The organism is Sphingomonas sp. GC_Shp_5 (assembly GCF_026540855.1).
Lineage (GTDB): Bacteria > Pseudomonadota > Alphaproteobacteria > Sphingomonadales > Sphingomonadaceae > Sphingomonas.
The window spans coordinates 25,297-46,449 of record NZ_JALNUP010000009.1; the positions used below are offsets into that span (position 1 = coordinate 25,297).

Consider the following 21,153-nt stretch of genomic DNA (forward strand, 5'->3'; position numbering starts at 1 on the left):
AGCGATGCAGGCCTATAGCTACTCCCGGCGCGCCTGGCTGCTGGGCACCGCGCAGGCCGGTGTCGGCGCGCTGCTCGCCGTGCGCATGGGCTGGCTGGCGATCGCGCAGAACGAGAAATACAATCTTCTCGCCGAAAGCAACCGCGTCAACGTCACCAAGGTGCCGCCGCGGCGCGGCTGGATCATCGATCGCCACGGCCTGCCGATCGCCAACAACCGCACCGATTTTCGCGTCGACATCATCCCCGATCGACTCGAAGACGCCGACCGCGTGCTGGCGCTGCTCGCGCGACTGCTCGCGCTGCCGCCCGAGGAGATCGACCGGATCAAGCTCGATCTCAAGAACGCGCCTGGGTTCCAGCCTGTGCAGGTCGCCGAGAACATAGACTGGGAGCGGTTCGCCGCGATCAGCCTGCGCCAGCCCGAGCTGCCCGGCGTGGCGCCCACCCGCGGCTTCGCCCGCAACTATCCGGCCGGCGCGGCGGTGGCGCATCTCACCGGCTACGTCGGCACGGCCAACGCAGAACAATATCGGGCAACCCACGACTCACTGCTCGTCACCCCGGGGTTCAAGCTCGGCAAAGACGGGCTCGAGAAGATGCTGGACGCCGAGCTTCGCGGCCAGCCTGGTGCCAAGCGGGTGGAGGTCACCGCACGCGGCAAGCTGGTCGCGGAGCTTGCGACCAAGCCGGACGTGCCGGGCAAGACCGAGCGGCTGACGATCGATATCGGCCTTCAGGAATATGCCGCGCGGCGGCTCGGCACCAATTCGGGCTCCGCAGTGGTGATCGATTGTCGCACCGGCGAGATCCTCGCGATGGTGTCGATGCCCGCCTATGATCCCAACAGCTTCTCGGACGGGATCAGCCACCTCGAATGGCAGATGCTCAGCGACAATGATCATGTGCCGCTGATGAACAAGGTGACGCAGGGGCTGTATCCGCCCGGCTCCACCGTGAAGCCGATGAACGGGTTGGCGCTGATGGCGCATGGCGTGGATCCCCATGCGCGGATCAGTTGCTCGGGCGCGCTCAGGGTCGGCACCGGCGTGTTCCACTGCCACAAAAAGAGCGGTCACGGCCCGCTCGATCTCAAGAACGCGATCATGCAGAGCTGTGACATCTATTTCTACGAAATGGTCCGGCGGATGGGCTATGACAATGTCGCGCCGGTCGCGCGGATGATGGGGCTGGGGCAAAAATTCGATCTGCCTTTCTCCACCCAGCGGTTCGGCACGGTGCCGGACGGCGCCTGGAAGCTCAAAAAGTATAAGGCGAACTGGACGGTGGCCGATTCGCTCAACGCCTCGATTGGTCAGGGCTATGTGCTCGTTAATCCGATGCAGCTTGCGGTGATGGCGTCGCGGATCGCCTCCGGGCGTCACCTCACGCCGAGCCTGCTCGCCAGCCGGATCGATCGCAACGCCGCGGCCCTGCCATTTCCGTCCGAAAACCTCGCGCTGATCCACGAGGCGATGTGGGGCGTGGTTAATGGCGGCGGTACCGGCGGTGCAGCGCGGATGTTCACACCGGGGATCGCGCTCGCCGGCAAAACCGGTACCGCGCAGGTGCGCCGCATCACCATGGCCGAACGCCGCTCGGGCGTTCTCAAGAACGGCCAGCTGCCCTTCAAGCTACGCGACCACGCCGCTTTCATGGGGTTCGCGCCCGCGGACAACCCGCGCTACGCAATCGGCATGGTGCTCGAACATAACGGCCACACCGTCCGCAACCTCGACGCGCCTGCGGTCGCGCGAGACATCATGACCTATCTGTTCGACCGCGATCGTGCGGTGAAGAGCCTCGCCGAAGCGGAGCCGACCTGGGGCGGCGACATCCAGATGCGCATGGCCGCCGATGCGGCGGCGTATCGCGCCGCGCAGGCACCCCCGCCCGCTGCTAACGCCACCAAGACCGACGCGGTGGTGCCAAGCGACGCGCCCGCGGTGGAAAACGCCACGGACCTCGCCAATGCCAGCCAGGCTGCCCTCTCCTCGCCCGGCAACACCGTTGCCGAGGATGGCACCACGGACCGCGACCCATGAGCATGACCGCATGAGCAGCCGCATCATTCCCGAGCCGCTGGCACGGCTGCCCTGGCGGGTGCTATTGCTCGTCGTCGCGATCGGCGTTTTCGGCCAGGTCGTGCTCTATTCAGCGGCAGGGGGCAGCCTCCACCCCTGGGCGCTGTCCCAAGGGCTGCGCTTCTTTGTGCTGCTCGGGGGCGCCATCGCCGTCTCCTACGTGCCCGAGCGGATCTGGAAGAATGCGGCGCTGCCCACCTATGCGGTGATCGTGGTGGCGCTGGTGCTGGTCGAACTGGTCGGCGCAGTGCGCGGCGGCAGCCAGCGGTGGCTCGATGTCGGCATCAAGCTGCAGCCATCCGAATTCATGAAGCCGGTGATCGTGCTCGCCTGCGCCCGCTTCTATGACATCCTCCCCCCCAACGAGACCCGGCGGTTCAGCGCGATTTGGCCGGCGGCAGCGATGATCGGCGTCCCTGCGGCGCTGATCATGAAGCAGCCTGATCTCGGCACCGCGCTGATGATCTGCGTCGGTGGTGCGACCGTGATGTTCCTCGCCGGCATCCCCCTGCGGCTGTTCGTCGGCGGCGCGGCGGCGGCGGCGGTGGCGATCCCGCTCGCGATCAACTACGTGCTCCACGATTATCAACGCAACCGCATCCTGATCTTCCTCGATCCCGAGAGCGATCCGCTCGGCACCGGCTACCACATCAGCCAGTCGAAGATCGCGATCGGCTCAGGGGGAATTTGGGGCAAGGGCTTCCTTCAAGGTACGCAGAGCCACCTCGACTATCTGCCCGAGGGCCACACCGACTTCGTGTTCGCGACCATGGCCGAGGAATGGGGCCTGGTCGGCGGCTGCCTGCTGATCCTCGCCTTCATGCTGGTGATCCGCTGGGGCATCAACGTCGGGCAAGCAGCCAGCACGCGCTTCGCTCGGCTGACCGCCGCGGGGCTCTCGACGACGATCTTCTTCTACGTCGCGATCAACCTGATGATGGTGATGGGCTTGGCGCCGGTGGTCGGCATCCCCCTGCCGCTGGTCAGCTTCGGCAGCTCGGCGCAGCTGACGGTGATGCTGTGCCTCGGTATCCTGATGTCGATCGACCGGCAGAACCGGAAAATCGCGCGCTGGTAGCGAAAAAGGGTTTGCACGATCGGCGAGCGATGCTAGTGGCGCGCCTCCCGACGGGGCCGGCGCTTCCAACCGCCAGCCAGACAGCCCCGGCGATGGACGCATAGCTCAGTTGGTAGAGCAGCTGACTCTTAATCAGCGGGTCCTTGGTTCGAGCCCAAGTGCGTCCACCACTCTCCACCGCAGAAAACAGCCGTTTTCCACTGCGGCGGAGCTGTGTCTAACCGACATGTTCCGATACGCTTTCCGACAAATCCGCTCCTAGTGCCGTGATATGCGCGCGCCGGGCGGCGGCGATCTCACGCGCTTTCTCGGCCGTTGCCTTGTTGTAGATTCGGGTAACGTCGAGCGTCGCGTGGCCGGAGATCGGCCGGACGTCGGCGCTGACCGAGCCAACCTCGGTGATCCCGCCATGTCGAAAGCCGGTGAAGGTCATCGCCTTTGGCAGCCCAGCCTGCTCGCAGATCGCTCGGTGAACCGACGACATGCGCCGCTCCTTGTACTTTTTGCCGCTGCGCTCCTCGACGACGATCACGTCGGCCGTGCGATCGGTGCGCGCGAGCTCGTCCTCAAGGTCGGGGTAGAGGCGGACGGTCTCAACGCCATCCTCTCCGCGGACGTTGATCGTGAGCGGCAGCACGACGGGGTTGCCCGTCTTCGACTGCACCAGCGAGATCTGCTCGCCGGGCGCATAGCCTGCCCATTCGATGCCGCGGTGCTCCTGCCCATCGGCATCCTCGAACCCAAAGGCGTCCCAAACGCGCTGGCAGCACTCAAACGATAGCGCGGCGGCCGTTGCCATGGACTGATAGCCCATCTCGCGCGCTGTGGCCCTGTAGAGGTCATATTCGGCCCTTGTGGTGGCACGGTTGCCCTTCGCGGCGGTGCTCTTGAGCCCCATGCCCGCAAATGGGTTCTCCTTGACGCCTGTGACGCGGTGGTGGCGGGCCGCCCAGGTCCAAACCAGCCGGCAGACCTGCATGGCATAGGTCGCCTGCCTCTCGCCCCGCTCGCGCAGCTTGCGATAGAGCTTGTCGGCCACGCCGGCGTCGACCTTGTTCGCCATGCGCTTGCCGAGCGGCGCGGCGCCGGCCTTCGGTTCGAAGGCGGCGAGCATGTCCATCAGCTTGCGATAGTCACGGCGCGTCTTGCCGGTGTTCTTCTTGAACCGGTCCTGCTCCCGGTACCAGGTGAACAGCCACTCGACCGTACCCTTGACCATGCCGCTGCCGCCCTCGCCGGTGCGCCACTCGGTCAGCGCCTGGTTCAGGGCGTCACCCTTGGCGATCGCGACGGAAAGCTCGGTGCCCAGCGCGGTCGATGTTAGAGCGCACCGGCGGCCGTCCCGGATGGCCGGCGTCACCGTGCCGTCGGCGCCCTTGGTCGGCCGCGCCCACGGCGGCAGCTCCCAATAATACGCCGTGTCGCCCGATGCTCGCTTGGTCGCGCGCACGTAGGCCGGCAGGCGCACCCATCCCCGCGGCTTCGGCATCAGTCGAACTCGATCACGTCATCAGCGCCGGCGGCGGCGCCGAACAAAGCCTCAAGCGCGGAATCCAGATCTGCGCGGGCGACGATCGCCGCACCACGCGGGCCGCGCTGGCGGAAGCGCACGAGCCCGCGCCTCTCCCACTCGCGCAGCTGGCCCTCTGACACGCCGGTATAGGCAAGCGCCAGGTCCCGGTTCATGCCCGCAGGCCAGTCCGGCAGTCGCTCGATCGCAAGCGCGCTCAACCTTCGTCTCCTTGGGTGAGATGGGCGGCACGGGCACGGGGGCGGTCATGATGCCAGTCGAGGCCTTGCACGATCTCGGTATCGGCCAACACAGAGCCGTCGCGGCATAGGTAGTAGCCGTCATCTCGCTGGCCCTCTGTAACCATGTTGAGGTGAGAGACGAAGAAGTAGTCTGCCTTCCCTTCACCCTCGCCCAAGGTAGCCTCGCGCATCGCCTGCTTGTACATGAAGTACCGCTTGCGCCATCGGGCACCGGTAAAGTGGTAGACCTTGAGCACGTCGCCGATCATGATCTCGCGACCCGTCTTGTCGTACACTTTCCCCGCCACCTCAGCCACGGTGGCCTTATCCGGGGAGGTCATGGGCGAGCCTTTTTGGCTGGCGCGTAAACGGCGGTCACATCGATGTTGGTGATGCGGACCTGTTCACCGCGAAAGGCTTGTCGGATTGTACCCTCCGCAGCTTCCGTTGCCTGATCGATAATCTGCTCCATGGTGTAAGGCGTACCCCACGAGCCAAGACCACTCAGCTCCAGAGTAATCGTTGCTCTCGCACCTACCGTGCCCTCATATTTGTTCTTGCTCACCCCTCACCCCCAACATCCTGCGGGGTGCCGGCATCATTTGCCGGCAAGGCGCACATAGCCACGCGATCGTTGAGGGCCGCGGCGATCATTCGGGCGTGCTGCTCGCCGCCCTCAGTCTGGCAATAGGCCACCTCGCCATCAGGCCCGACGACATACCAAGAGAACGGCACATCTGTGGCCGGGCGCAAACCTTGAACGGTATAGACGATCGGTACATCCGACAGAGCGCGGTACAGAGCGAGTGCGTCCTCAATCTCCTCCCCCACCACCCCAGCGCTGGCCCGATCGGCGGCGAGGGTGGTGGCAACGGCGTTCGGCCAGTTCTCGTCAAACGGCACGCCCAGCAAATCGGCTAGGTCACCGGCAATCACATCGGCTTGGTCATCGGTCGGTTCGTTTGGAACGCCGTTCATGGCGCCCGCGATGCCATCGACTAACCGGAACGCACCGGCCAACGCCTCAACCAGCGCCCGCACCTGTTCCTTCTCCATCATGCTATATCCTTTTCGGGGTGCGAGGGGTGGGCGGCCCGTCATGGCAGCTTCTCCAAGCTCTTAACCAAGCGAGCGCGGCGAGCGTTTACGGGACGCCAGATCCTGCCATCGCGAGCTTGGTAGGACAGCCGCCCCTTTTCGATCCAATCGTCGGGCAACTCGCCGATGCCGAACCGCAGGCACGGCTCAATGTCGCGCGGATGGTCGAGCAGGTAAGAGACGAGGTGTCCGACCGTTTCCATTTCACCGACACCGGCATGTGTCGCCAGAGGCTCGACGATCTGTGCCAGACGCTCGAACACAAGCTCTGCCTGGGCAAAGTTGATATCTGTCGACGCCATCAGCCTTCCTCCCCCGGCGCGGCTTCGACGGCGGGGTTGAGGGCGCGGATCACCGCATCTGCAACGGTGCCGGCATACTCCCAGCTTTCGGGATGCTGGAACGGGTCCATCTCTGACCCATAGATGGCGCGATATGCCGCGCTTGTGGCGACATCCACCCTCTCGCTAGGGGAGGGGCTGGCGGTGAGGGCTGCGAGCACCGCTGCATGATTTTCCATCACCGCAATGCCGATTTCCTCAGCGCTGTGATCGAATACGGCGCACCCTTCCTGCATCTCCACGGACTGCAACATCTCGACCACATCCCCCGCCACGGGCAGTCCGCCTTCCGGCGAGGTGGGCTTGGGCAGCGGTGACGGCATCCCTTGCCATGTTCCGGCATGGTTGACGTAGTACCAGTTGCCAGCTTTCGGATTTACGGCAAAAAGCGATGCACCCGCAGGTAACGCTGGAAGATACTTATTCGGGATATGCCCGTTGTAATCAGCCGCTTTCGCCGGGGTGGCCTCGCTCGCGGGTGGGGTGGCGCGGCGCATGAAGTCGAAAAGCTCGTCACGCGTGATCAGGCACATATCCGGATATTCCTCCGGCGACGTGCGATCATCTACGTTGACCAGCTCGTCCCATGCGTCTTCGGGCGAAAGCGGCTCAGATGCCTCCCACGCATCGATATCCGCGTTCAACTGCTTGGCATGTTCCGCAGTCAAAACGACGGCCCCGCTCATCAACTCTTCGCTGTCGTTCAGCGCGTCGAGGAGATGTCGTGCCATGCCCTCCCCCGCTGCCGTGCGCTGGGTGGCTTCGGCGAGGGCGGCGCGGCGCACATCAGACACGCCTGCCCTGTAAGCTGTAGCGAGTTCGCCAACTGGGTGGCCGCCAGCCAGCAGCAACAGATGGTCGGCCCGCGCTTCTAGCGCCGCTTGGGGGTTCATGCTGCTAGCCCCTGCTCTTCGGCCACCGGCGCGTTGCAGTTCGCCGCGACCAGGGCGCGCGCCACACGTCGGTTGACGCTATTGCCAATCATCCGGATCTGCGACGAGACGGGCAGTGGCCCGTGGACCTTCTTGCCCGACGGCGTCACGCGATCGCAGACCACGGCCAGCTCGTAATCGTCGCGGAAGCCCTGCGCCCGGGCGAGCTCGCGCGGCGTGAGCATCCGCATGCCAATGTCGACGATCACATATTCCTCGCCGGCGACCATTACGGTGACCAGCCCGAAGCGCGGCTTGGCGGTGACGGTGTGCAGGCTCTCGTCGACCTGCTGCCCATCGACGGCCGAGCCGAAATACTTGGCAAGGAAGGCGTAGACCTGCCCGACATGGGTACCGCTGGCGGTGATCGTCGGCGCCGTCTGGTCGACCGGCTGGCCGTGCTGGCAGGTGCCGCGGAGCTTGACGAGGTGCGAGGCGATCAGGCGCTGCTGTGAACCGGTCGCGGTGGCGGTGGACATGGGCTTGCGGGCGTCGCGGCCGGCCAGATTGTCATTGTTCGGCCCGCCGTTCGCTTGCTCGAGATGGGCGCAGACGATGCCAAGCGGTGTGGCGCCGCCCGGGTGATTGTTCACCCCGCCGTTCGCCGTCGGCGCGTTGATCGGCTCCCGCGCGTCCCGGCCGATCCCGCCCGTCGTGTGCTTGGCGATGAAGGCCGACACCACAGCCGCCTTCGCACCGTCGACACAGGTGCCATAGGGCTTGTGGATGTCGAGCGTCCGCGGCGCCTGGCCGGGCCGCTCGCCATAGCCGGTCTGGATCATCGTCGCGCAGGCGAGCGCCTTGCGATCGTGGACCGTGGCAGCGCCCAGCGGCTCGCCGGCCGAGCGGGGCTTACCCGCATATTCCGCCCCGCCCGCGCCGACCATCATCGGCGTGACGAGCGCGAACTCGCCGCCCTTCGCGGTGGTGACAGTCGGCAGACCGCGGTGGACGGAGTGCGTGGTCGTCGAATGCCAGGTGCTGTTGCAGACCGGCACGATGAACGGCTCGGCGGCGGTGACCACGAACTTCATGATGCCGTGCGCGATCCGGCGCAGCGTGTTCTCCGCCAGCGGCTTCTTGCGGTCGAAGATCGAGGGGCACGGGATCGACCAGTCGATCACGTCATTGGCGGCAGTGCGATAGGCGCGAAGGCCCGGACCGTGCGTTTTTGCCGGCCAGACGATCGGCTCGCCGTCGCGGCGGGCGATGATGAAGAGCCGCTTGCGGATGGTTGGCTCGCCGTAATCGCAGCCGCGCAGCTCGCGCCATTCCAGCTTGTAGCCGCACTTGCGGAGGGCGGCGGACCATAGCTCGAACGTCTCGCCGTTGGGCTTGAGAGCGCGGCGTTTGCCCTTACGCTCGATCGACGGGTCGGCGAGCATCGTTAGCTGGCCGTCGCACGCGCGGTGCTTGATTGGGATGCCGGTGTTGATGTCGACCTCGCACCAGGTGCGAAACTCCTCGACGTTCTCCAGCATGATCACCTGCGGCGCGACGCGGCGGGCCCACTGGACGACAACCCAGGCGAGATCCCGGATGTTCTTCTCAACCGGCTTGCCGCCTTTGGCCTTGCTGAAATGCTTGCAGTCGGGACTGAACCACGCGAGCGCGACATGGCGGCCGGCCGCGACCTCTTGCGGGTCCGCCTTCCAAACCGACTGGCAGATATGCACCGTGTCGGGATGGTTCGCCTTGTGCATTGCCACAGCCTCGGGGTCGTGGTTGATCGCGATGTCGACCGGGCGGCCGAACGCCTCCTCGATGCCTGAAGAGGCCCCGCCCCCACCTGCGAAATTGTCGACGATGAGACCTTCGATCATCGGGCGCATCAGTTTGAACCTCGGAAGAAGGAAACGAGCCAGTCCCAGCGCGCATCGAGCGCCGCGAGGTCGATAGGCTCTTCGAAGTAGCGGCCCGCGGCCCGCTGGGCCCGGTCGCGGCGGATCATCACCGTTCCATAGACGCAGCCGGCAAGGGCCAGCACGAACAACGCGGCGGGCAGCCAGGCGGTCACTCGCGCACCATCTTGCCGCAGGTGTCGCAGGGGCCGGTGCGGTCGCCGGGGCCGGGGCCCGCAAGCGCGCTGGCGTGATGCTGGTGGCGATCGCCGCACACCCAAGCGAGAACGCGGCCAATCACAGCTGCACCTGCGATGCCGAAACGACACAGCTACCAGTAAACTGCGGACGGCTCGGCTTTAACCTTGATCCCGGGGCAGCACCGACGCCATTCAACGCGACGCCGTACCGGGGGGCGGTGACGGGCGTGGAGGGGCGGCCTTGGACTTCGATTTCATGATCGGCGAGGGCGTGCTGCTGCTCGTTGCTGCTGGGCTGGCCGCTCTTGCCTACTATGCGGCTCTGCGCCTGTTCGGCGGTAGCGATCGACCGCTGTAGACCAGCTCCTGCTAGCGCCGCCCAGATCTTGCGCCGATTGGGCCCGACAGTTTCGAGGATGGTGTGAACTGCAACGGCTGCTACGCCGCCCAGACACAGCACACCGATGGCATACTCGAGGTGAGCCACCATTATCGTTGCTCCTTGAGAGAGAACGCCTGCGGCTTGCGGTATGGGTAGGAAACCCAACCGTCGGGCAGGACGTATTTGTGAGCGCCGTTGGGCGCGATGACCTTCACCCGGCCGTCAGCGCGGGTGATGCCGAGCAGCGGGCACTCGAAGGCGAACACCTCCGGCATGTCCATGTCGCCGCGGTAGATCTCGATCTTGAGCGCCTGGCGCTTGACGAGCATTGACGGCGCGGTCGGGATGTCGCGGCCGAGCCGGATCAGCTCGCGCTGCTGCTCGTCGGTGAAGCGCTCGCCTCCGACCCAGCCCAGCGGCCCCTGCTCGGCGCCGATGAGGCTGCCCCACCAGTGGTAGCTTCCCGCCTTCGACGGCGAGTAGAGCATCGTCAGCGGCTGGCGGCCGACCGGTTCCTTGTTGGGATCCTGGTTGTTCATGACCGGCTCGCGTCCAAATAGGCGAGCGCATCAGCGCCAGCCTTCGCGCGGATGGCAGCGCCGCGCGCTGTGACACGGGCGACCTTGGCCTCGGCCTCAGCCTCCTCCTGGTCGCGCATCGAGGCGGCCGCGGCGATCTCGACGTGACTGCGCACCGTCGCAAGGGATGGCAGCTGGTTCTTGCGCGGCGTCCGCAGCCGGTTGGCTGTGCCGACCAGCAGCATCAGCGCGCGCGGAGGAACCGCCATCTTCTCGGCTCGAGCGCGGACTTGGTCGAGCAGATCCGACCGTTCCGTCTTCATGGCGACGATGCGGCCGTAGCCCTCTACCTCGTCGAGCTGGTTGATCTGCTGGTTCAGGAGCTCGACGCGGCCCACGACGAAGCGGAGGTCGTCGATCGCCTGGACCAGATCCGGGTCGATGATCAAACCCGCGCTCACAGCGCCATCCAATCGGTGACGATGTCGGCGAAGGGGTAGCGGACCTTGTACCAGTCGGCCGAGGTGAACAGGTGCGTCTCGCCGTCACCTTCGTCGAGGATGGCCTCGACCTTGTCCAGGTCGATCGCGAGCGGGCGCCCGTTGACACCGGGATAAGTGCGCTTGGCCATCAGCGGGGCGCTCCCGCGATGTCAGCCCAGCGGCCCTTGTGCGGGGACAGGCGACCGTACTCGCGGCCAGCCTCGGCATGGTTGACGCTGTAGCGCGCCTCCCAGGTGCGGAGCCCGATGCGGTCCTTCTCCTGGTGTGCGCCCGAGCAAAGCGGCACCGCAGTAAAATCGTGGCTCTTGAGCCCCACGCCTTTCGATCCGTCGGCGTCGGAGTGCGATGCCTCCATGCGCCCGGTGCAGACGTGCCCTGCCCTTCCCTCGATCAGGCACGGCCGGCCACGGAGCCATTGGAGGTGCTGCGGAAACCGGCGCTCCTCATCAGCACGATGGCTGTTCCGCTTACGCGGCCGGGTGTCGATCCTGATCACGCGCGGACCTCGCGGCGCACGGCGCGACCGAACGACCGCACCGGCTGCTGCCGGATGCCCAGGCGGCAAGGGACGATCTGCTGCGCGCGTTCAAACGGATCGACGCCCTCTGCGAGCATCCCGTCAAACGATGATATCCGACCAGATGAAAACTGCTGCTGCACGGCAGGTAGCTCCTCATCACCGTCTGCGGCCGCACGGCACGGCGCTCAGGCTGATGAGGGATGGCTACGTTATTCGTAGCAGGCAGTCAATACGATATTCGTAGCATCAGTCGTCGTAGATCGGATCCGGCCAGAACCCGTCGCCGTCCGGCGCCTCCTGCTCAACAGGATGACGCGGCGCGGTGAAGCGGGAGGTGTTGGTGAGGTCGACGACAGGCTCGCTCCCATCGAAGGTGACGCGGATCCACGGCCCGGCAGCGGAGAACCCCTGGAACACGGCGCGCACGGTGGCGCCGGCCTTGAACTGGCCGATCAGCAGCACCGCACGCACAGACGCAACATAGCCAAGTTGGACGCCACGGCAGGAATAGACCGCGATCGCGTTCTCGTCGGCGGGGTTCTTAGGCTCAGGGCGCAACTCGATCAGCTCACCCGGCTTCAGCAGCTCAAGCTCGAAGCGGCGCGTCGGCCCCTTCTTGTTAGGATATTGAGTGCCGACGATCGAAAGGGACAACGCCTTCACAGGTGCGCGGCAGCACCGCCCCCCGTCATTGCGTGCATTTCAACCACCCAACCTTATTGGTCGGAGCGTCCGGATCGGCCGCCTCTGTTATGAACAGCTTGCCCGCATCAATCTCGAGCCGAACGACTCCAGACGAGAAATGCAGCAGCTCGGTCCAACGGAATGTGCCGTAAAATCCTGGCGGATCGGATGCCCAGTTCAGCTGAGCAAGGTCGAGAAAGCCGTGCCGCTCATAGAAGTTGATCTGCCGAGCGCCGATGTGCACGCTTGCTGGGCCAGGCTCCGAGCAGTATTTTGCGTCAAGAGCCCAGTGGCCCCGGAAGGCGGCCGGTATGTCCGTGCGATCAGCCGGCGTGTAGCTGTCGGCGGCGCCGGCTTGAAGCAGCATAGCGAGCACCGCGGCGATCACAGTTCCCTCGCAAACCAGATCACCCTGCCCTCGATCCGCACGTCCGCGGCGTCGACCTCGAAGTCGGGCACCAGCGGGTTGTCAGATCCAATGTGCAGCCTGCCTTGCCCGGCTGCGCGCAGACGCTTGATCCCATGCATTCCCAGATAATCGATCCAGTAGATGCCGTTGATCCGGGAGAGCTGGCGCTCGTTGATGTCAACCAGCACCTGATCACCGGTGCGAAGGGTCGGCTCCATGCTGTCGCCGATTCCCTTCACCAGCCGCAGTCGATCGGTGGGGGTGCGGGTGATCGCCTGGATGAATCCAAGGCTGATCCGCACCGGCTCACCGTCAACGAAATCCTCTATGAAGGTGCCGGGCCCCATCGATAGCGACAGGTCGAGCGCGATGATCTCGGCGGTGTCGTCATCATCGACCGGGCGCGGCGGCGGCGGAGATCCGTTTAGCCCGAACTCCTCGACAATCAGCTTGGCCTCGTCGACGCTGACCTTCCGCTTTCCGTCGTAAATCTCAGCGATCCGCGACGATGGCAGGTCGAGTAGCCGGCCCAGGGCAGCGTTCGTGGTGCGCCCTTCATCGCGCAGCCGCTTGAGAGCGGCGAGGAGATCGGCGGAGCTAAGCACCACGAAGTCATGCCGCGTGGGTTGGTGCCTGTCCGCAACGAACTTCGTAGAGGCACTTGCGCGGATGCTACGTTTATCGTAGTAGGTGCTCATGCGAACGGCAGCTCAGATCATCGAAGCGCTTGGTGGCTCGGCAGAAATTGCACGAGACACCGGCTTCCCACTGACCACCATCGAGAGCTGGAAGAAAGCGGATTTTATTCCTGAGTGGAGGCGCGAGAAGCTGCTCGGCATTGCTGGCCGCAAGGCCGTCGCGCTGGGCACTTCCGATTTCCCGGCCCGCCGGCGCACCGTCGATCCCGCGTCTGAGCAGGTAGCTGCGTAGATGCGCTCTCTCCTGCTCCTCGTTGCGATTGTTGCTGCCGGTGCGGCGGCTTCGCTGATCGTGCGCCGCTTCGGCGACGGCTTCATGGCTGGGTACGGCATGGGCGTCGTTTGGATGGTCGGCGCGGCCCTTATCATCAACTCGCGGAGTGCGGCGGCATGACCCACCAGATCCCCGGCTTGCTGGTCGGCTTCGTGCTCGGCGTTCTCGCCATGGTGCCTGCCCTTGTGGCTCGCTTCTGCAACGATCGCCCGAGCGACGGCCAATCTGATGCCCTTATCGGCGGTAGCGAGGCTGCTGCTGTCCATGACCATGGAGATGCAGCATGAACGGCCCTTCGTCGTCGGCTGATGGCGCGATTGTCGGACCTGATCGGGTCCGCAACGACTTTCAGGACATTCTTCGCACCGCCCAGCGCCGCGGCTGGACCGACGAGAAGCTGGAAAGCCTCTCGGGCGTCAACGCGCGCACGATCAAGGGCTACCGCATCGACGGGCGCGAGCCGAGCGCCTCGGCTGCGCTGAGCATCTGCGTGACCCTCGGGAAGTGGGCGATGAACGTTTACCTTGCCGCGGCAGGTTACCAGGGCGCGCCGCTCGACGAGGCGGAAGGCATGCAGCCCTGCGCCGTCGTCGGCGACGTGGCGCGCGGTCTGGCGGTGATCGCCGCAGCCGCCAGCGACAACCGTTTCGACCATACCGAGCTTCCCGGCGTCACCGACGCGGCCGACCTGATCATCGAGACGGTCTTTCCGCTGTCGCGCGCCGGCCGAGCATCTTGAGGACATAACCAGCGGGCGCGGCCCGCCAGGAGCAAGCATCATGGACGTCAACACCCCCGCGGGGCCGGCGCAAGCTGGTTCTGCGACAGGACCAATGTGCGCGCTAACAATTGGCTCGCATGCCGCTGAAGGTTCTGCCAATGGCGCGGCGCCCCTTATTCCTTTTGGGGCACCCAAACTCCCTGCTTGCATGAGGGGAGCACCTTCCGGCCGCGCCCCGCTCTTGGGGAGCTACTGTGGCGCGGCCGGCTCTTTTGCGCAGCACAGCCGCCAAATCCGGGTGCCGCCTGCGAAGCCCGTCGCCTTTACCAATAATCAAGAATATCGCGGTAGAGGTACCGTACTGGCTGAGGATTACTCCGGTCCCGTTCAGCCTGGTGTGTGCAACACTGCCGGTCGCGCGCCCCTCCCCTCCCAGGCCGCGACTGGCTGTTTTGCGCGCGCTAATCGCGGCTCGCATTACCGGTTACATTCTGTAACAACGCCGCCGCCCGAGTCAGCAATTGGGCGCTCCCTCTCTTTCGCGGTACGCGAAATTGAGACTTCCGGCCGCGATCCGCATCTGGGGAGATCGCGTGAGCGCGGCCGGATTTTTCCATTGCCAGCGCGGATCCCCGCGTGATGGACCACATCGACGAAGCCCAGGCGTTCACCGAGGCGCACAACGCCCGGTCGATCGCGGCGGCGCGCGCGGCGGCCCGCATCCCTGATCCCGTCCGCGGCGACTGCGAGGCATGTCTCGACGAGCATGTGATGGTGCGCGGTTGTGGCGGCATCATGCGCTGCACGCCTTGCCGGTCTCGGTGGGAGCAGCGCCGATGACCCGCACTTGCTCCGATTGCCCCTCACCGATCAGCCGCTTTTCCAAGGGTCGGTGCAAGCCGTGCTCTGCGCGGCGGCTGAACGCCGATCCCGCCATCAGCGCCAAGCGCAAGGTCGCGCAGGAGGAATTCTTCGGGCGGCCCGAGGTGAAGAAGGATTTGGCCGAGCGGATCCAGCGGACTGCGGCGAAGCTGACACCCGATCAGATAGAGGCTCGCCGCGCGCGCGGCCGGCATGTCGCCGCCACGGTGCTGCACCGGCCGGATGTTGCGGCCAGGTCGAACTCACCAGAGGCGAAGGCGCGTGCCGGCCGCGCGCGGACGAACACCGTTCTCGCTTGGTGCCCACCAGAATACCGAGCCCGCTACCGCGCGCTGAAGGATAGCCAGTTGATCCGGGCGCCCGAGGCGCGTCGGATGATCGAGGAAGAGATCGCCCGCGACGAGCGCCAGCGGCTGGCAGCGATGACGCCCTTCGAGCGCCAGCTTGAGTGGGTGCGCAATGGCGGCGCCCTGGTGGCGAAGCCCGACCTGCGCAAGGCGGACCACAGTTTCACGCTGGGCGGCGTCGCCTCGGGGATGCTGTGATGGGTCGGATCAGCCTCCCGCGCACTGGCCCCGGCATCGAGAACCGTTACGCCGACGCTTTGCTTGAGAAGGCGGCAAAGCGCGGCTGTGACGCCCTGCTCGCTGCCCAACTGCGCGCCGGCCAGCACCTCCTGCCCATCAACCTCGCCAATGCCCTCGGCGACACCCTGGGCATGCGCCCGGGCAGCGTCCGCGCGGCGGCAGGCGATCCCACCATCACCAAGGAAGGACGTCACCATGCCTGATGAAGCATACGACCCGGCGACGGGCGAAGTTCTCTCGACGCGAGCGGCCGATGGCAGCCGCTTGCCGCCGCCGTCGGCCACCCTCGCCGACACCATCCGCCTGCTCAATGACGGCCAGTTCGATCTGGACGCATCGGCCGAGCTTCGCGAGCTGGTGCAGAAGATCCAGGATCACGCCGACAACGCCAAGGGCGTGGCCAAGGGCTCGATCACGATCAAGCTCGACATCAAGATGATGAACGGCGCGCACGTCGTCACGCCGGTGATGAAGGTCACCGCGCCGACGCCCGACCAGCCCGGCACGCTGCTGTTTTCGGACGATGACGGCCGCCTCTCCCGCAATCGCCCCGACCAGGGCGTGTTCTTCGGCACCCGCGTGGTCGCCGACAACACCGGCCGCGACGTGCGGTCGGTCTAACCCAGGAAGGAACGACAGATGGATGACACACTGTTGGGCGCGACGACCGCGCCCCCCTCGGCCCCTGCGGCCGGCGTCGGCGAGATGTTCAAGGCGACCCGCGATTTCATCACCGACACGGTGAAATCGAACGTCATCGAGGTCACCGATCCCGATACGAGGATCACGGTGCTCGCGATCGTCGGCGCCGGCGGCGATATCCGGCCGGTGGCCGCCGACTTCTTCGATGTCGCCCGCGACCATCCGCGCTTTCGCCGCGGCAGCGCCGCCATGACCTCGCTCGACAGCTTCATCGCGCATGTGAACCGGTTCGGCGATCAGGACAGCGCGGTGTTCGCCGACGATCGCCGCGAGGCACCCAAGCTGACGGCGGTGCTCGATTATCATGAGGCCGACGCCGATGGCGAGCATGGCCTGTATCGGCATGGCAAGCACCGCACGACGTTCGCTTTCCCTCTCTCCGACGAATGGAAGGCCTGGACCAAGGCCAACGGCGCCGTGATGACCATGGGGCAGTTCGCGCTGTTCCTTGAAGATCGGATCGGCGACATCGCGATCGCGGGCGACGAGTTCCCCGACGATGTGCTCCGGTTCGTCAACGTCAACGGCGGCACCGAGAGCATCGCCGACTTCGCCACCCTTGTGGAGCTCTCGCGCGGCCTGAAGGTCTACGAGCAAGCCAACGTCGAGGAGGCTACCAACCTGGCGTCCGGCGAGGGCCACATCCGCTTCTCGCTCGAGCACGAGACGCGCAACCGCACCGGCGGCACGATCAAGGTGCCGACGATGTTCTTCATCGCCATCCCGATCTTCAACAAGGGCCCGTTCTACCGCATCGGCGCAAGACTGCGGTACCGGAAGACGGCCGAGGGCGTGAAGTTCTGGTTCGACCTGTACCGGGCCGACCGGTCGTTCGACCATGCCTTCGCCGAGGCGGTGGCCCGTGTCGACGCGGAGACGCCTGCCAGCGTCTTCTTCGGCTCGCCGGAGGCCTGACGGTGCGCTGGCCGCTGCCCGCACACTGGCACGCCGCCCTGTGCAGGCGGCGGCTGGCCACTGACATCGAGGTGAGCCTGGCCGCGCGCGCCCGCGCGCGCCGGCCTCGCCCGCCCGAAACCAAGCGCTTTCAGCACGCCCGCCCCAAGGTGGTTCAGCTGCTGCGCGAGATCGCGACAACGCCGGTGGAGTTCTAGGTCATCGTGGAGCTGGTCACCGGCTTTGATCTTTGCCGTGCCGCTTTGGCGGTGAGCAATATAAGCGCGCCCGAGCAGAGCGTGCTGATGGTGCTCGCCATCATGGCTGACAAGCGCGCCCAGTGCTGGCCAGGGATCAACGGCCCGATGGGGCTGACCGCGAAGACGAAGTTGTCGGAGCGAGCTGTTCAGAACGCCGTCAAGGCACTCACATCTGCTGGGCACCTGACGCGCGATGAGCGCCCCGGCAAAGGCGTGCTCTATACCGTTCACCCCCGCACCTCATGCGCCCCCGCACATGATGCACCGGTGCAGGAGATGCGCCCCGCAGGAGATGCGCCGACCCCCGCACCTCCTGCACCCAAACAGCCAAGAACCACCACTTCTTCGAAGACTTCGTCTTCTCCGAAGAGCGCGGGCAAGCCCGCCGCCTTCGCCCTGCCCGCCGACATTCCCGCTGACGAGTGGGCCGACTTCGAAAATATGCGGCGATCGATCCGTAAGCCGATGACCGACGCAGCCAGACACAAGGCGATAGCTCGGCTCCGGCTGCTGGCTGAGGACGGGCACCCGCCTGGCACCGTGCTGAGCCACTCCACCCTCAACAACTACCAGGGCCTGATCCCTCCCAAGGATCACCGCAATGCAGAACATCGGACAGATCGCGGGCCAGCTAATCGCCAAGTCGACGGCTTCACCAGCGGCCTCCGTCGCGCGTCCGCGAACCTTGAAGCCCGCAACGTTGGCTGATTGTCGCGTAATCGCTGCTTGGGCTGAGGCGACTATGCCTGTTCCGGTCCCGGCGTCCCCGGCTCGCGTCGTCAAGCGGCTTGAATACCTCGACGCAATGCTGCCGCGTCGGAACCAGGATGAGCAGGCAGGCGAACTGCGCGTCACGGCATACGTCACGCTGCTAGCAGGCCAGACTGACGAGGCGCTCGGTTTCATGGTCCGGGAGGCGTGCAAGCGCTTCAACTGGTTCCCGACTGCCAAGCAGATGCTCGACATCCTTGCGGAATATCGGCCCCCGCGTTCCGAGCAGGCGCAGGCGCTGCTGGAGTGCGAGAACTTCGCCGACCGAATGTTCGCGACTTGGCTGGAGAATCTCAAGCAGGGGCAGCCGGTCGGTGACGTGCCCGACCAGTGGAAGCGGATCGCCGAGGAGCGCGGCCACATGCGTCGGCTGGCAGACGGCTCGTTCGTGTCGAGGGCGCTCTATCACGGCCCGGTCAAGCCATACGTCGCGCCGGTTCGCGAGGTGACCTCGTACATCCACGTAGCCGCCCCGGCTCTGCCTGACGTCGACCAGGCCGAGGCAGCATGAGGTGCCCTGGCATGAAGGCCGCACCTTCTATTTCTGCGATTGCGGCGCCCGCGACGAGCACCGCGATCCTGAGCCGCCGGCAACCCTGCCCTGCTGGAACTGCAAGGGCGGCATCATGGCGCAGTGGGTGCCACCGGCGGTCGCCGCTGAGCGCGCGGCCGAACACAGCATAGCCGGGCCTATCGGCAGGCTGATCTAAATCTACAAGGCGGATGGAGTACGGAACGATGGGTCGGGGAACGGCAAAGCAGAGCACCCGCATCAGGCGGAACAGGCCGATGAAGACGGATGCGCAGAAGGCCGCCGAGCTTGCTCGCGCGATCGGTGTTCCCGAAGCGCAGATCCCGAACATGAGCATCGGCAAGGTCGTCGACCTCAGTGGTGAGCTGGGCGAGAAGATGAAGACCTATGACGTGCTGATCAACCGAGGCGGCACCGCCGTTGAGCGCTGGTTCGCGAACGATAGGGCTGGCCTTTTCGAGGAGCCCCAGCAGCGAGCGATTCGATATACCCAGTCGCTGTGGATCAGGGCAGCCAGCCAGTTGCGTGCGGTGGATCATACCCGCGATGTCGTCGACGAGCAGGTCGAGGGGATGTCGCAGCAGGAGGCGCTGGACGAGTTGCAACGGCTGAAGGATCGCACGCCGCGCCCCTACTGGGACGTCTATGAGAACGTCTGCCGGTTTGACGAGGAAGCAGGCACGGCGGGTTCGCGACTGGCCAGCAACAGCCGATCGGCCGTCGACGCTGCAAAGACGACAGTGGCGTTCACCGCCAGCCTCATCGCTATGTGGCGCAGGCTATAACTTTGCCTCTGTCGATTTTAGCGGCGCCTTGCGCCGTGCAAGCAGAGTTAGCAAATGTGCGTCACCCCTTTGCGTTATGACCCAGTAACTAGCCTTGTCGTTAACACCACGTTTTTTCGTTCCGGGCGAAACGTACCCAAGAGCCCTAAGCTGAACGATAACTTCGTTCCAGCATTCACGTGTGATGTATGCAGTTCCTACCTCGTATTGCCCCTCCGGCGGATCCTCGGCCCAGCCAGAGAACCGCGATATAATACCCTTCATTTCATCTTCAGAGGTCTCGTTGATCAGCGCTGGACCAATGTCTCTGAATAGATCGTCCCACGTTGCGGCGGCTTTCCAAGCAAACTCTTCTCGATAAACGATTCCTGTGCCAGTAAGGGTTCTAAAGCCGCTCAAGACTATTTGGTCGCCGCCCCTTTCAAGTGTATCATCAACTTCGTCGACTGAGGTTGTTACCGCTTCAAGGTTTACTCGAAGCCGTTGGTTCTCTTCAGTAAGCTTGCTGATTTGCTCCAACAGCGCGACAGGCGAAGATCCATCGTTCCTGATCCAGCCTGGCCGCGGGTTCAAGCGCGTCTCCTTGATCAAGGATCGCGAAACCAGGCCTCCGAGTTCAGATCCAGTTGTCCAAGATCGCACAGGATGAGCCCGCATAACTGCCTCCCGGAAAGAGGCTAGGGCAGACGACTTGACAGGATCCTTGTCCACTTTGCCAACCGGGATTCTTTCCGGATCGCCATGAACAAAGGCAAGAACCGGAAGCCCAATCTTTTTAGCGTAGTTGTATTCCTTTTCAGTATAGCTTAGTCCGTCAAGTGTAGTTGACCCATATCGCCCGCCTATAATCAAAACATAATAGTCGCACTGATCAATCACCCGCGTTATTATATCCCACTGCGAATCATTGGACGCGAGAAACGCCTCCATGCCTGTTGGAATGCCATCTAGTTCCCATATGGCTTGGATTACCTCGGCTCGCTCGTCCTTTAGGTCGTTAAAGGTGGAACTGATAAACACTTGATGCCTAATCGTGTATGACATGACCTCTCCTGCTGCTCCATCCTCCACCACGGCGAACCTATTTCGCAACCCCAATTAGCGCTTGATCGGTGCGCACCTAAGTGGCATACGAATGGCAATTGGTAGAGCCCCGCCCGACGGTGTTGCGGCTCTTGCTGTTTCCGGTCAAGCTGGCTCGCGCGTGGTTGATTGCTCGCGAGGTAAACGATCGAACTGGATCTGGTGCCACACAGCTTGCACGATTACATCCATCGCCTCAGACACATTGCGTCGAGGCATAGATGTCGCAGTTAACTCGCTGCAGCAGCAGAATTCAGTTATGGCGTCCTGCAGCTTGGCTTGGTCCGGTCGTGAGACATTCAAGCGCAGTCGGATCTGCCAGGCCAGCTGGTCGACGCGCATGGTCATCTCTGTTGTTGTCAGTGGTTCTTGCTCTCCTCGGAGTCTAGCATGCTCGCGAAGTGCCAAGACGTTGGTCCAGATCGACAGCACGCCTGCCACGTCGGTGCGGAGGGCATCAAGCCACGTCTGCCGCGAAGCTGCCAGTCGTTCTCGCCGTGAGGCGCGAGCCGTCAGTAAAGGTGCAACGAAGAGTGCGGCAATCGCCGCCACCGCTGTCAACATCTGCGCAGTAGCCGGCCAGTCAACTGTCGCCGCAAGATGCCATAGTCGATCCATGCTAC

At 64.7% G+C, this 21,153-nt stretch carries 34 protein-coding genes and 1 tRNA gene; 17 read left to right on the forward strand and 18 right to left on the reverse strand.

What is annotated here, in order from left to right; genetic code table 11:
• Positions 1 to 4 precede the first annotated feature (4 nt).
• The 3 genes from mrdA to OXR60_RS08915 all read left to right on the forward strand — a co-directional run bounded on the left by mrdA (position 5) and on the right by OXR60_RS08915 (position 3,331).
• Positions 5 to 2,044, forward strand: a complete 2,040-nt coding sequence (gene mrdA, locus OXR60_RS08905) for a penicillin-binding protein 2 (RefSeq protein ID WP_267395648.1) — start codon at positions 5 to 7, stop codon at positions 2,042 to 2,044.
• 10 nt (positions 2,045 to 2,054) lie between these two features.
• Positions 2,055 to 3,161, forward strand: coding sequence for a rod shape-determining protein RodA (gene rodA, locus OXR60_RS08910; RefSeq protein ID WP_267395522.1), 1,107 nt, complete (start codon positions 2,055 to 2,057; stop codon positions 3,159 to 3,161).
• A gap of 94 nt (positions 3,162 to 3,255) precedes the next feature.
• Positions 3,256 to 3,331 (forward strand) — tRNA-Lys (locus OXR60_RS08915).
• 47 nt (positions 3,332 to 3,378) lie between these two features.
• On the opposite strand, the gene OXR60_RS08920 is transcribed toward OXR60_RS08915, so the two are convergent.
• From OXR60_RS08920 to OXR60_RS08995, 16 genes are all read right to left on the reverse strand, one after another.
• The gene (locus OXR60_RS08920) at positions 3,379 to 4,650 is read right to left on the reverse strand and encodes a hypothetical protein (protein ID WP_267395523.1); all 1,272 of its coding nucleotides are present in this window, start codon (positions 4,648 to 4,650) and stop codon (positions 3,379 to 3,381) included.
• Positions 4,650 to 4,892, reverse strand: coding sequence for a hypothetical protein (locus OXR60_RS08925; protein ID WP_267395524.1), 243 nt, complete (start codon positions 4,890 to 4,892; stop codon positions 4,650 to 4,652). Before OXR60_RS08925 ends, OXR60_RS08920 begins: the two co-directional genes overlap by 1 nt.
• Complete coding sequence (locus tag OXR60_RS08930; RefSeq protein WP_267395525.1) at positions 4,889 to 5,254, reverse strand: hypothetical protein; 366 nt, start codon at positions 5,252 to 5,254, stop codon at positions 4,889 to 4,891. The genes OXR60_RS08925 and OXR60_RS08930 overlap by 4 nt, the downstream gene beginning before the upstream one ends.
• Positions 5,251 to 5,478 (reverse strand): hypothetical protein, encoded by a 228-nt coding sequence (locus OXR60_RS08935; RefSeq protein WP_267395526.1) that lies wholly within the window; start codon positions 5,476 to 5,478, stop codon positions 5,251 to 5,253. The genes OXR60_RS08930 and OXR60_RS08935 overlap by 4 nt, the downstream gene beginning before the upstream one ends.
• On the reverse strand, positions 5,475 to 5,972 hold the full coding sequence (locus OXR60_RS08940) for a hypothetical protein (protein ID WP_267395527.1): 498 nt from the start codon (positions 5,970 to 5,972) through the stop codon (positions 5,475 to 5,477). Before OXR60_RS08940 ends, OXR60_RS08935 begins: the two co-directional genes overlap by 4 nt.
• Before the next feature lie 38 nt (positions 5,973 to 6,010).
• A complete protein-coding gene (locus tag OXR60_RS08945; protein WP_267395528.1) occupies positions 6,011 to 6,313 on the reverse strand; it encodes a hypothetical protein in 303 nt (100 codons plus the stop codon).
• The gene (locus OXR60_RS08950) at positions 6,313 to 7,245 is read right to left on the reverse strand and encodes a hypothetical protein (RefSeq protein ID WP_267395529.1); all 933 of its coding nucleotides are present in this window, start codon (positions 7,243 to 7,245) and stop codon (positions 6,313 to 6,315) included. The genes OXR60_RS08945 and OXR60_RS08950 overlap by 1 nt, the downstream gene beginning before the upstream one ends.
• Positions 7,242 to 9,422 (reverse strand): DNA cytosine methyltransferase, encoded by a 2,181-nt coding sequence (locus OXR60_RS08955; RefSeq protein ID WP_267395530.1) that lies wholly within the window; start codon positions 9,420 to 9,422, stop codon positions 7,242 to 7,244. The genes OXR60_RS08950 and OXR60_RS08955 overlap by 4 nt, the downstream gene beginning before the upstream one ends.
• 392 nt (positions 9,423 to 9,814) lie before the next feature.
• Positions 9,815 to 10,246: a hypothetical protein gene (locus OXR60_RS08960; protein WP_267395531.1), complete on the reverse strand. Its 432-nt coding sequence runs from the start codon at positions 10,244 to 10,246 to the stop codon at positions 9,815 to 9,817.
• Positions 10,243 to 10,686, reverse strand: coding sequence for a hypothetical protein (locus OXR60_RS08965; RefSeq protein ID WP_267395532.1), 444 nt, complete (start codon positions 10,684 to 10,686; stop codon positions 10,243 to 10,245). Before OXR60_RS08965 ends, OXR60_RS08960 begins: the two co-directional genes overlap by 4 nt.
• A complete protein-coding gene (locus tag OXR60_RS08970; protein ID WP_267395533.1) occupies positions 10,683 to 10,856 on the reverse strand; it encodes a hypothetical protein in 174 nt (57 codons plus the stop codon). Before OXR60_RS08970 ends, OXR60_RS08965 begins: the two co-directional genes overlap by 4 nt.
• Complete coding sequence (locus tag OXR60_RS08975; protein ID WP_267395534.1) at positions 10,856 to 11,083, reverse strand: hypothetical protein; 228 nt, start codon at positions 11,081 to 11,083, stop codon at positions 10,856 to 10,858. Before OXR60_RS08975 ends, OXR60_RS08970 begins: the two co-directional genes overlap by 1 nt.
• Before the next feature lie 137 nt (positions 11,084 to 11,220).
• Positions 11,221 to 11,388, reverse strand: a complete 168-nt coding sequence (locus OXR60_RS08980) for a hypothetical protein (protein WP_267395535.1) — start codon at positions 11,386 to 11,388, stop codon at positions 11,221 to 11,223.
• Positions 11,389 to 11,494: 106 nt separating this feature from the next.
• On the reverse strand, positions 11,495 to 11,911 hold the full coding sequence (locus tag OXR60_RS08985; RefSeq protein WP_267395536.1) for an HIRAN domain-containing protein: 417 nt from the start codon (positions 11,909 to 11,911) through the stop codon (positions 11,495 to 11,497).
• A 25-nt stretch (positions 11,912 to 11,936) separates the two neighbouring features.
• Entirely contained in the window at positions 11,937 to 12,299 is a 363-nt protein-coding gene (locus tag OXR60_RS08990; RefSeq protein WP_267395537.1) for a hypothetical protein, read from the reverse strand.
• A 17-nt stretch (positions 12,300 to 12,316) separates the two neighbouring features.
• Positions 12,317 to 13,039, reverse strand: coding sequence for a S24 family peptidase (locus OXR60_RS08995; protein WP_267395538.1), 723 nt, complete (start codon positions 13,037 to 13,039; stop codon positions 12,317 to 12,319).
• Here OXR60_RS08995 and OXR60_RS09000 point away from each other — a divergent pair.
• From OXR60_RS09000 to OXR60_RS09065, 14 genes are all read left to right on the forward strand, one after another.
• The gene (locus tag OXR60_RS09000) at positions 13,038 to 13,271 is read left to right on the forward strand and encodes a hypothetical protein (RefSeq protein ID WP_267395539.1); all 234 of its coding nucleotides are present in this window, start codon (positions 13,038 to 13,040) and stop codon (positions 13,269 to 13,271) included. The two genes, OXR60_RS08995 and OXR60_RS09000, sit on opposite strands and share 2 nt — an antisense overlap.
• Entirely contained in the window at positions 13,272 to 13,433 is a 162-nt protein-coding gene (locus OXR60_RS09005) for a hypothetical protein (RefSeq protein ID WP_267395540.1), read from the forward strand.
• The gene (locus OXR60_RS09010; RefSeq protein ID WP_267395541.1) at positions 13,430 to 13,600 is read left to right on the forward strand and encodes a hypothetical protein; all 171 of its coding nucleotides are present in this window, start codon (positions 13,430 to 13,432) and stop codon (positions 13,598 to 13,600) included. Before OXR60_RS09005 ends, OXR60_RS09010 begins: the two co-directional genes overlap by 4 nt.
• Positions 13,597 to 14,052 (forward strand): hypothetical protein, encoded by a 456-nt coding sequence (locus tag OXR60_RS09015; RefSeq protein WP_267395542.1) that lies wholly within the window; start codon positions 13,597 to 13,599, stop codon positions 14,050 to 14,052. Before OXR60_RS09010 ends, OXR60_RS09015 begins: the two co-directional genes overlap by 4 nt.
• 621 nt (positions 14,053 to 14,673) lie before the next feature.
• Positions 14,674 to 14,874 carry a hypothetical protein gene (locus OXR60_RS09020; RefSeq protein WP_267395543.1) on the forward strand — a complete coding sequence of 67 codons (201 nt, stop codon included), beginning with the start codon at positions 14,674 to 14,676 and terminating at the stop codon, positions 14,872 to 14,874.
• A complete protein-coding gene (locus tag OXR60_RS09025) occupies positions 14,844 to 15,461 on the forward strand; it encodes a hypothetical protein (protein WP_267395544.1) in 618 nt (205 codons plus the stop codon). Before OXR60_RS09020 ends, OXR60_RS09025 begins: the two co-directional genes overlap by 31 nt.
• Positions 15,461 to 15,706, forward strand: a complete 246-nt coding sequence (locus OXR60_RS09030; RefSeq protein ID WP_267395545.1) for a hypothetical protein — start codon at positions 15,461 to 15,463, stop codon at positions 15,704 to 15,706. The genes OXR60_RS09025 and OXR60_RS09030 overlap by 1 nt, the downstream gene beginning before the upstream one ends.
• Positions 15,699 to 16,124 carry a hypothetical protein gene (locus OXR60_RS09035; protein WP_267395546.1) on the forward strand — a complete coding sequence of 142 codons (426 nt, stop codon included), beginning with the start codon at positions 15,699 to 15,701 and terminating at the stop codon, positions 16,122 to 16,124. The genes OXR60_RS09030 and OXR60_RS09035 overlap by 8 nt, the downstream gene beginning before the upstream one ends.
• Before the next feature lie 18 nt (positions 16,125 to 16,142).
• The gene (locus OXR60_RS09040) at positions 16,143 to 17,120 is read left to right on the forward strand and encodes a DUF2303 family protein (protein ID WP_267395547.1); all 978 of its coding nucleotides are present in this window, start codon (positions 16,143 to 16,145) and stop codon (positions 17,118 to 17,120) included.
• A 2-nt stretch (positions 17,121 to 17,122) separates the two neighbouring features.
• A complete protein-coding gene (locus OXR60_RS09045; RefSeq protein WP_267395548.1) occupies positions 17,123 to 17,317 on the forward strand; it encodes a hypothetical protein in 195 nt (64 codons plus the stop codon).
• 6 nt (positions 17,318 to 17,323) lie between these two features.
• Positions 17,324 to 18,067 (forward strand): hypothetical protein, encoded by a 744-nt coding sequence (locus tag OXR60_RS09050; RefSeq protein ID WP_267395549.1) that lies wholly within the window; start codon positions 17,324 to 17,326, stop codon positions 18,065 to 18,067.
• 97 nt (positions 18,068 to 18,164) lie between these two features.
• Positions 18,165 to 18,641: a hypothetical protein gene (locus tag OXR60_RS09055; protein WP_267395550.1), complete on the forward strand. Its 477-nt coding sequence runs from the start codon at positions 18,165 to 18,167 to the stop codon at positions 18,639 to 18,641.
• A 1-nt stretch (position 18,642) separates the two neighbouring features.
• A complete protein-coding gene (locus tag OXR60_RS09060; protein ID WP_267395551.1) occupies positions 18,643 to 18,840 on the forward strand; it encodes a hypothetical protein in 198 nt (65 codons plus the stop codon).
• Between the two features lie 79 nt (positions 18,841 to 18,919).
• Positions 18,920 to 19,447 (forward strand): hypothetical protein, encoded by a 528-nt coding sequence (locus OXR60_RS09065; RefSeq protein WP_267395552.1) that lies wholly within the window; start codon positions 18,920 to 18,922, stop codon positions 19,445 to 19,447.
• On the opposite strand, the gene OXR60_RS09070 is transcribed toward OXR60_RS09065, so the two are convergent.
• Complete coding sequence (locus tag OXR60_RS09070) at positions 19,442 to 20,491, reverse strand: DUF4062 domain-containing protein (protein ID WP_267395553.1); 1,050 nt, start codon at positions 20,489 to 20,491, stop codon at positions 19,442 to 19,444. The two genes, OXR60_RS09065 and OXR60_RS09070, sit on opposite strands and share 6 nt — an antisense overlap.
• A gap of 144 nt (positions 20,492 to 20,635) precedes the next feature.
• Positions 20,636 to 21,148 carry a hypothetical protein gene (locus OXR60_RS09075; protein ID WP_267395554.1) on the reverse strand — a complete coding sequence of 171 codons (513 nt, stop codon included), beginning with the start codon at positions 21,146 to 21,148 and terminating at the stop codon, positions 20,636 to 20,638.
• Positions 21,149 to 21,153 lie beyond the last annotated feature (5 nt).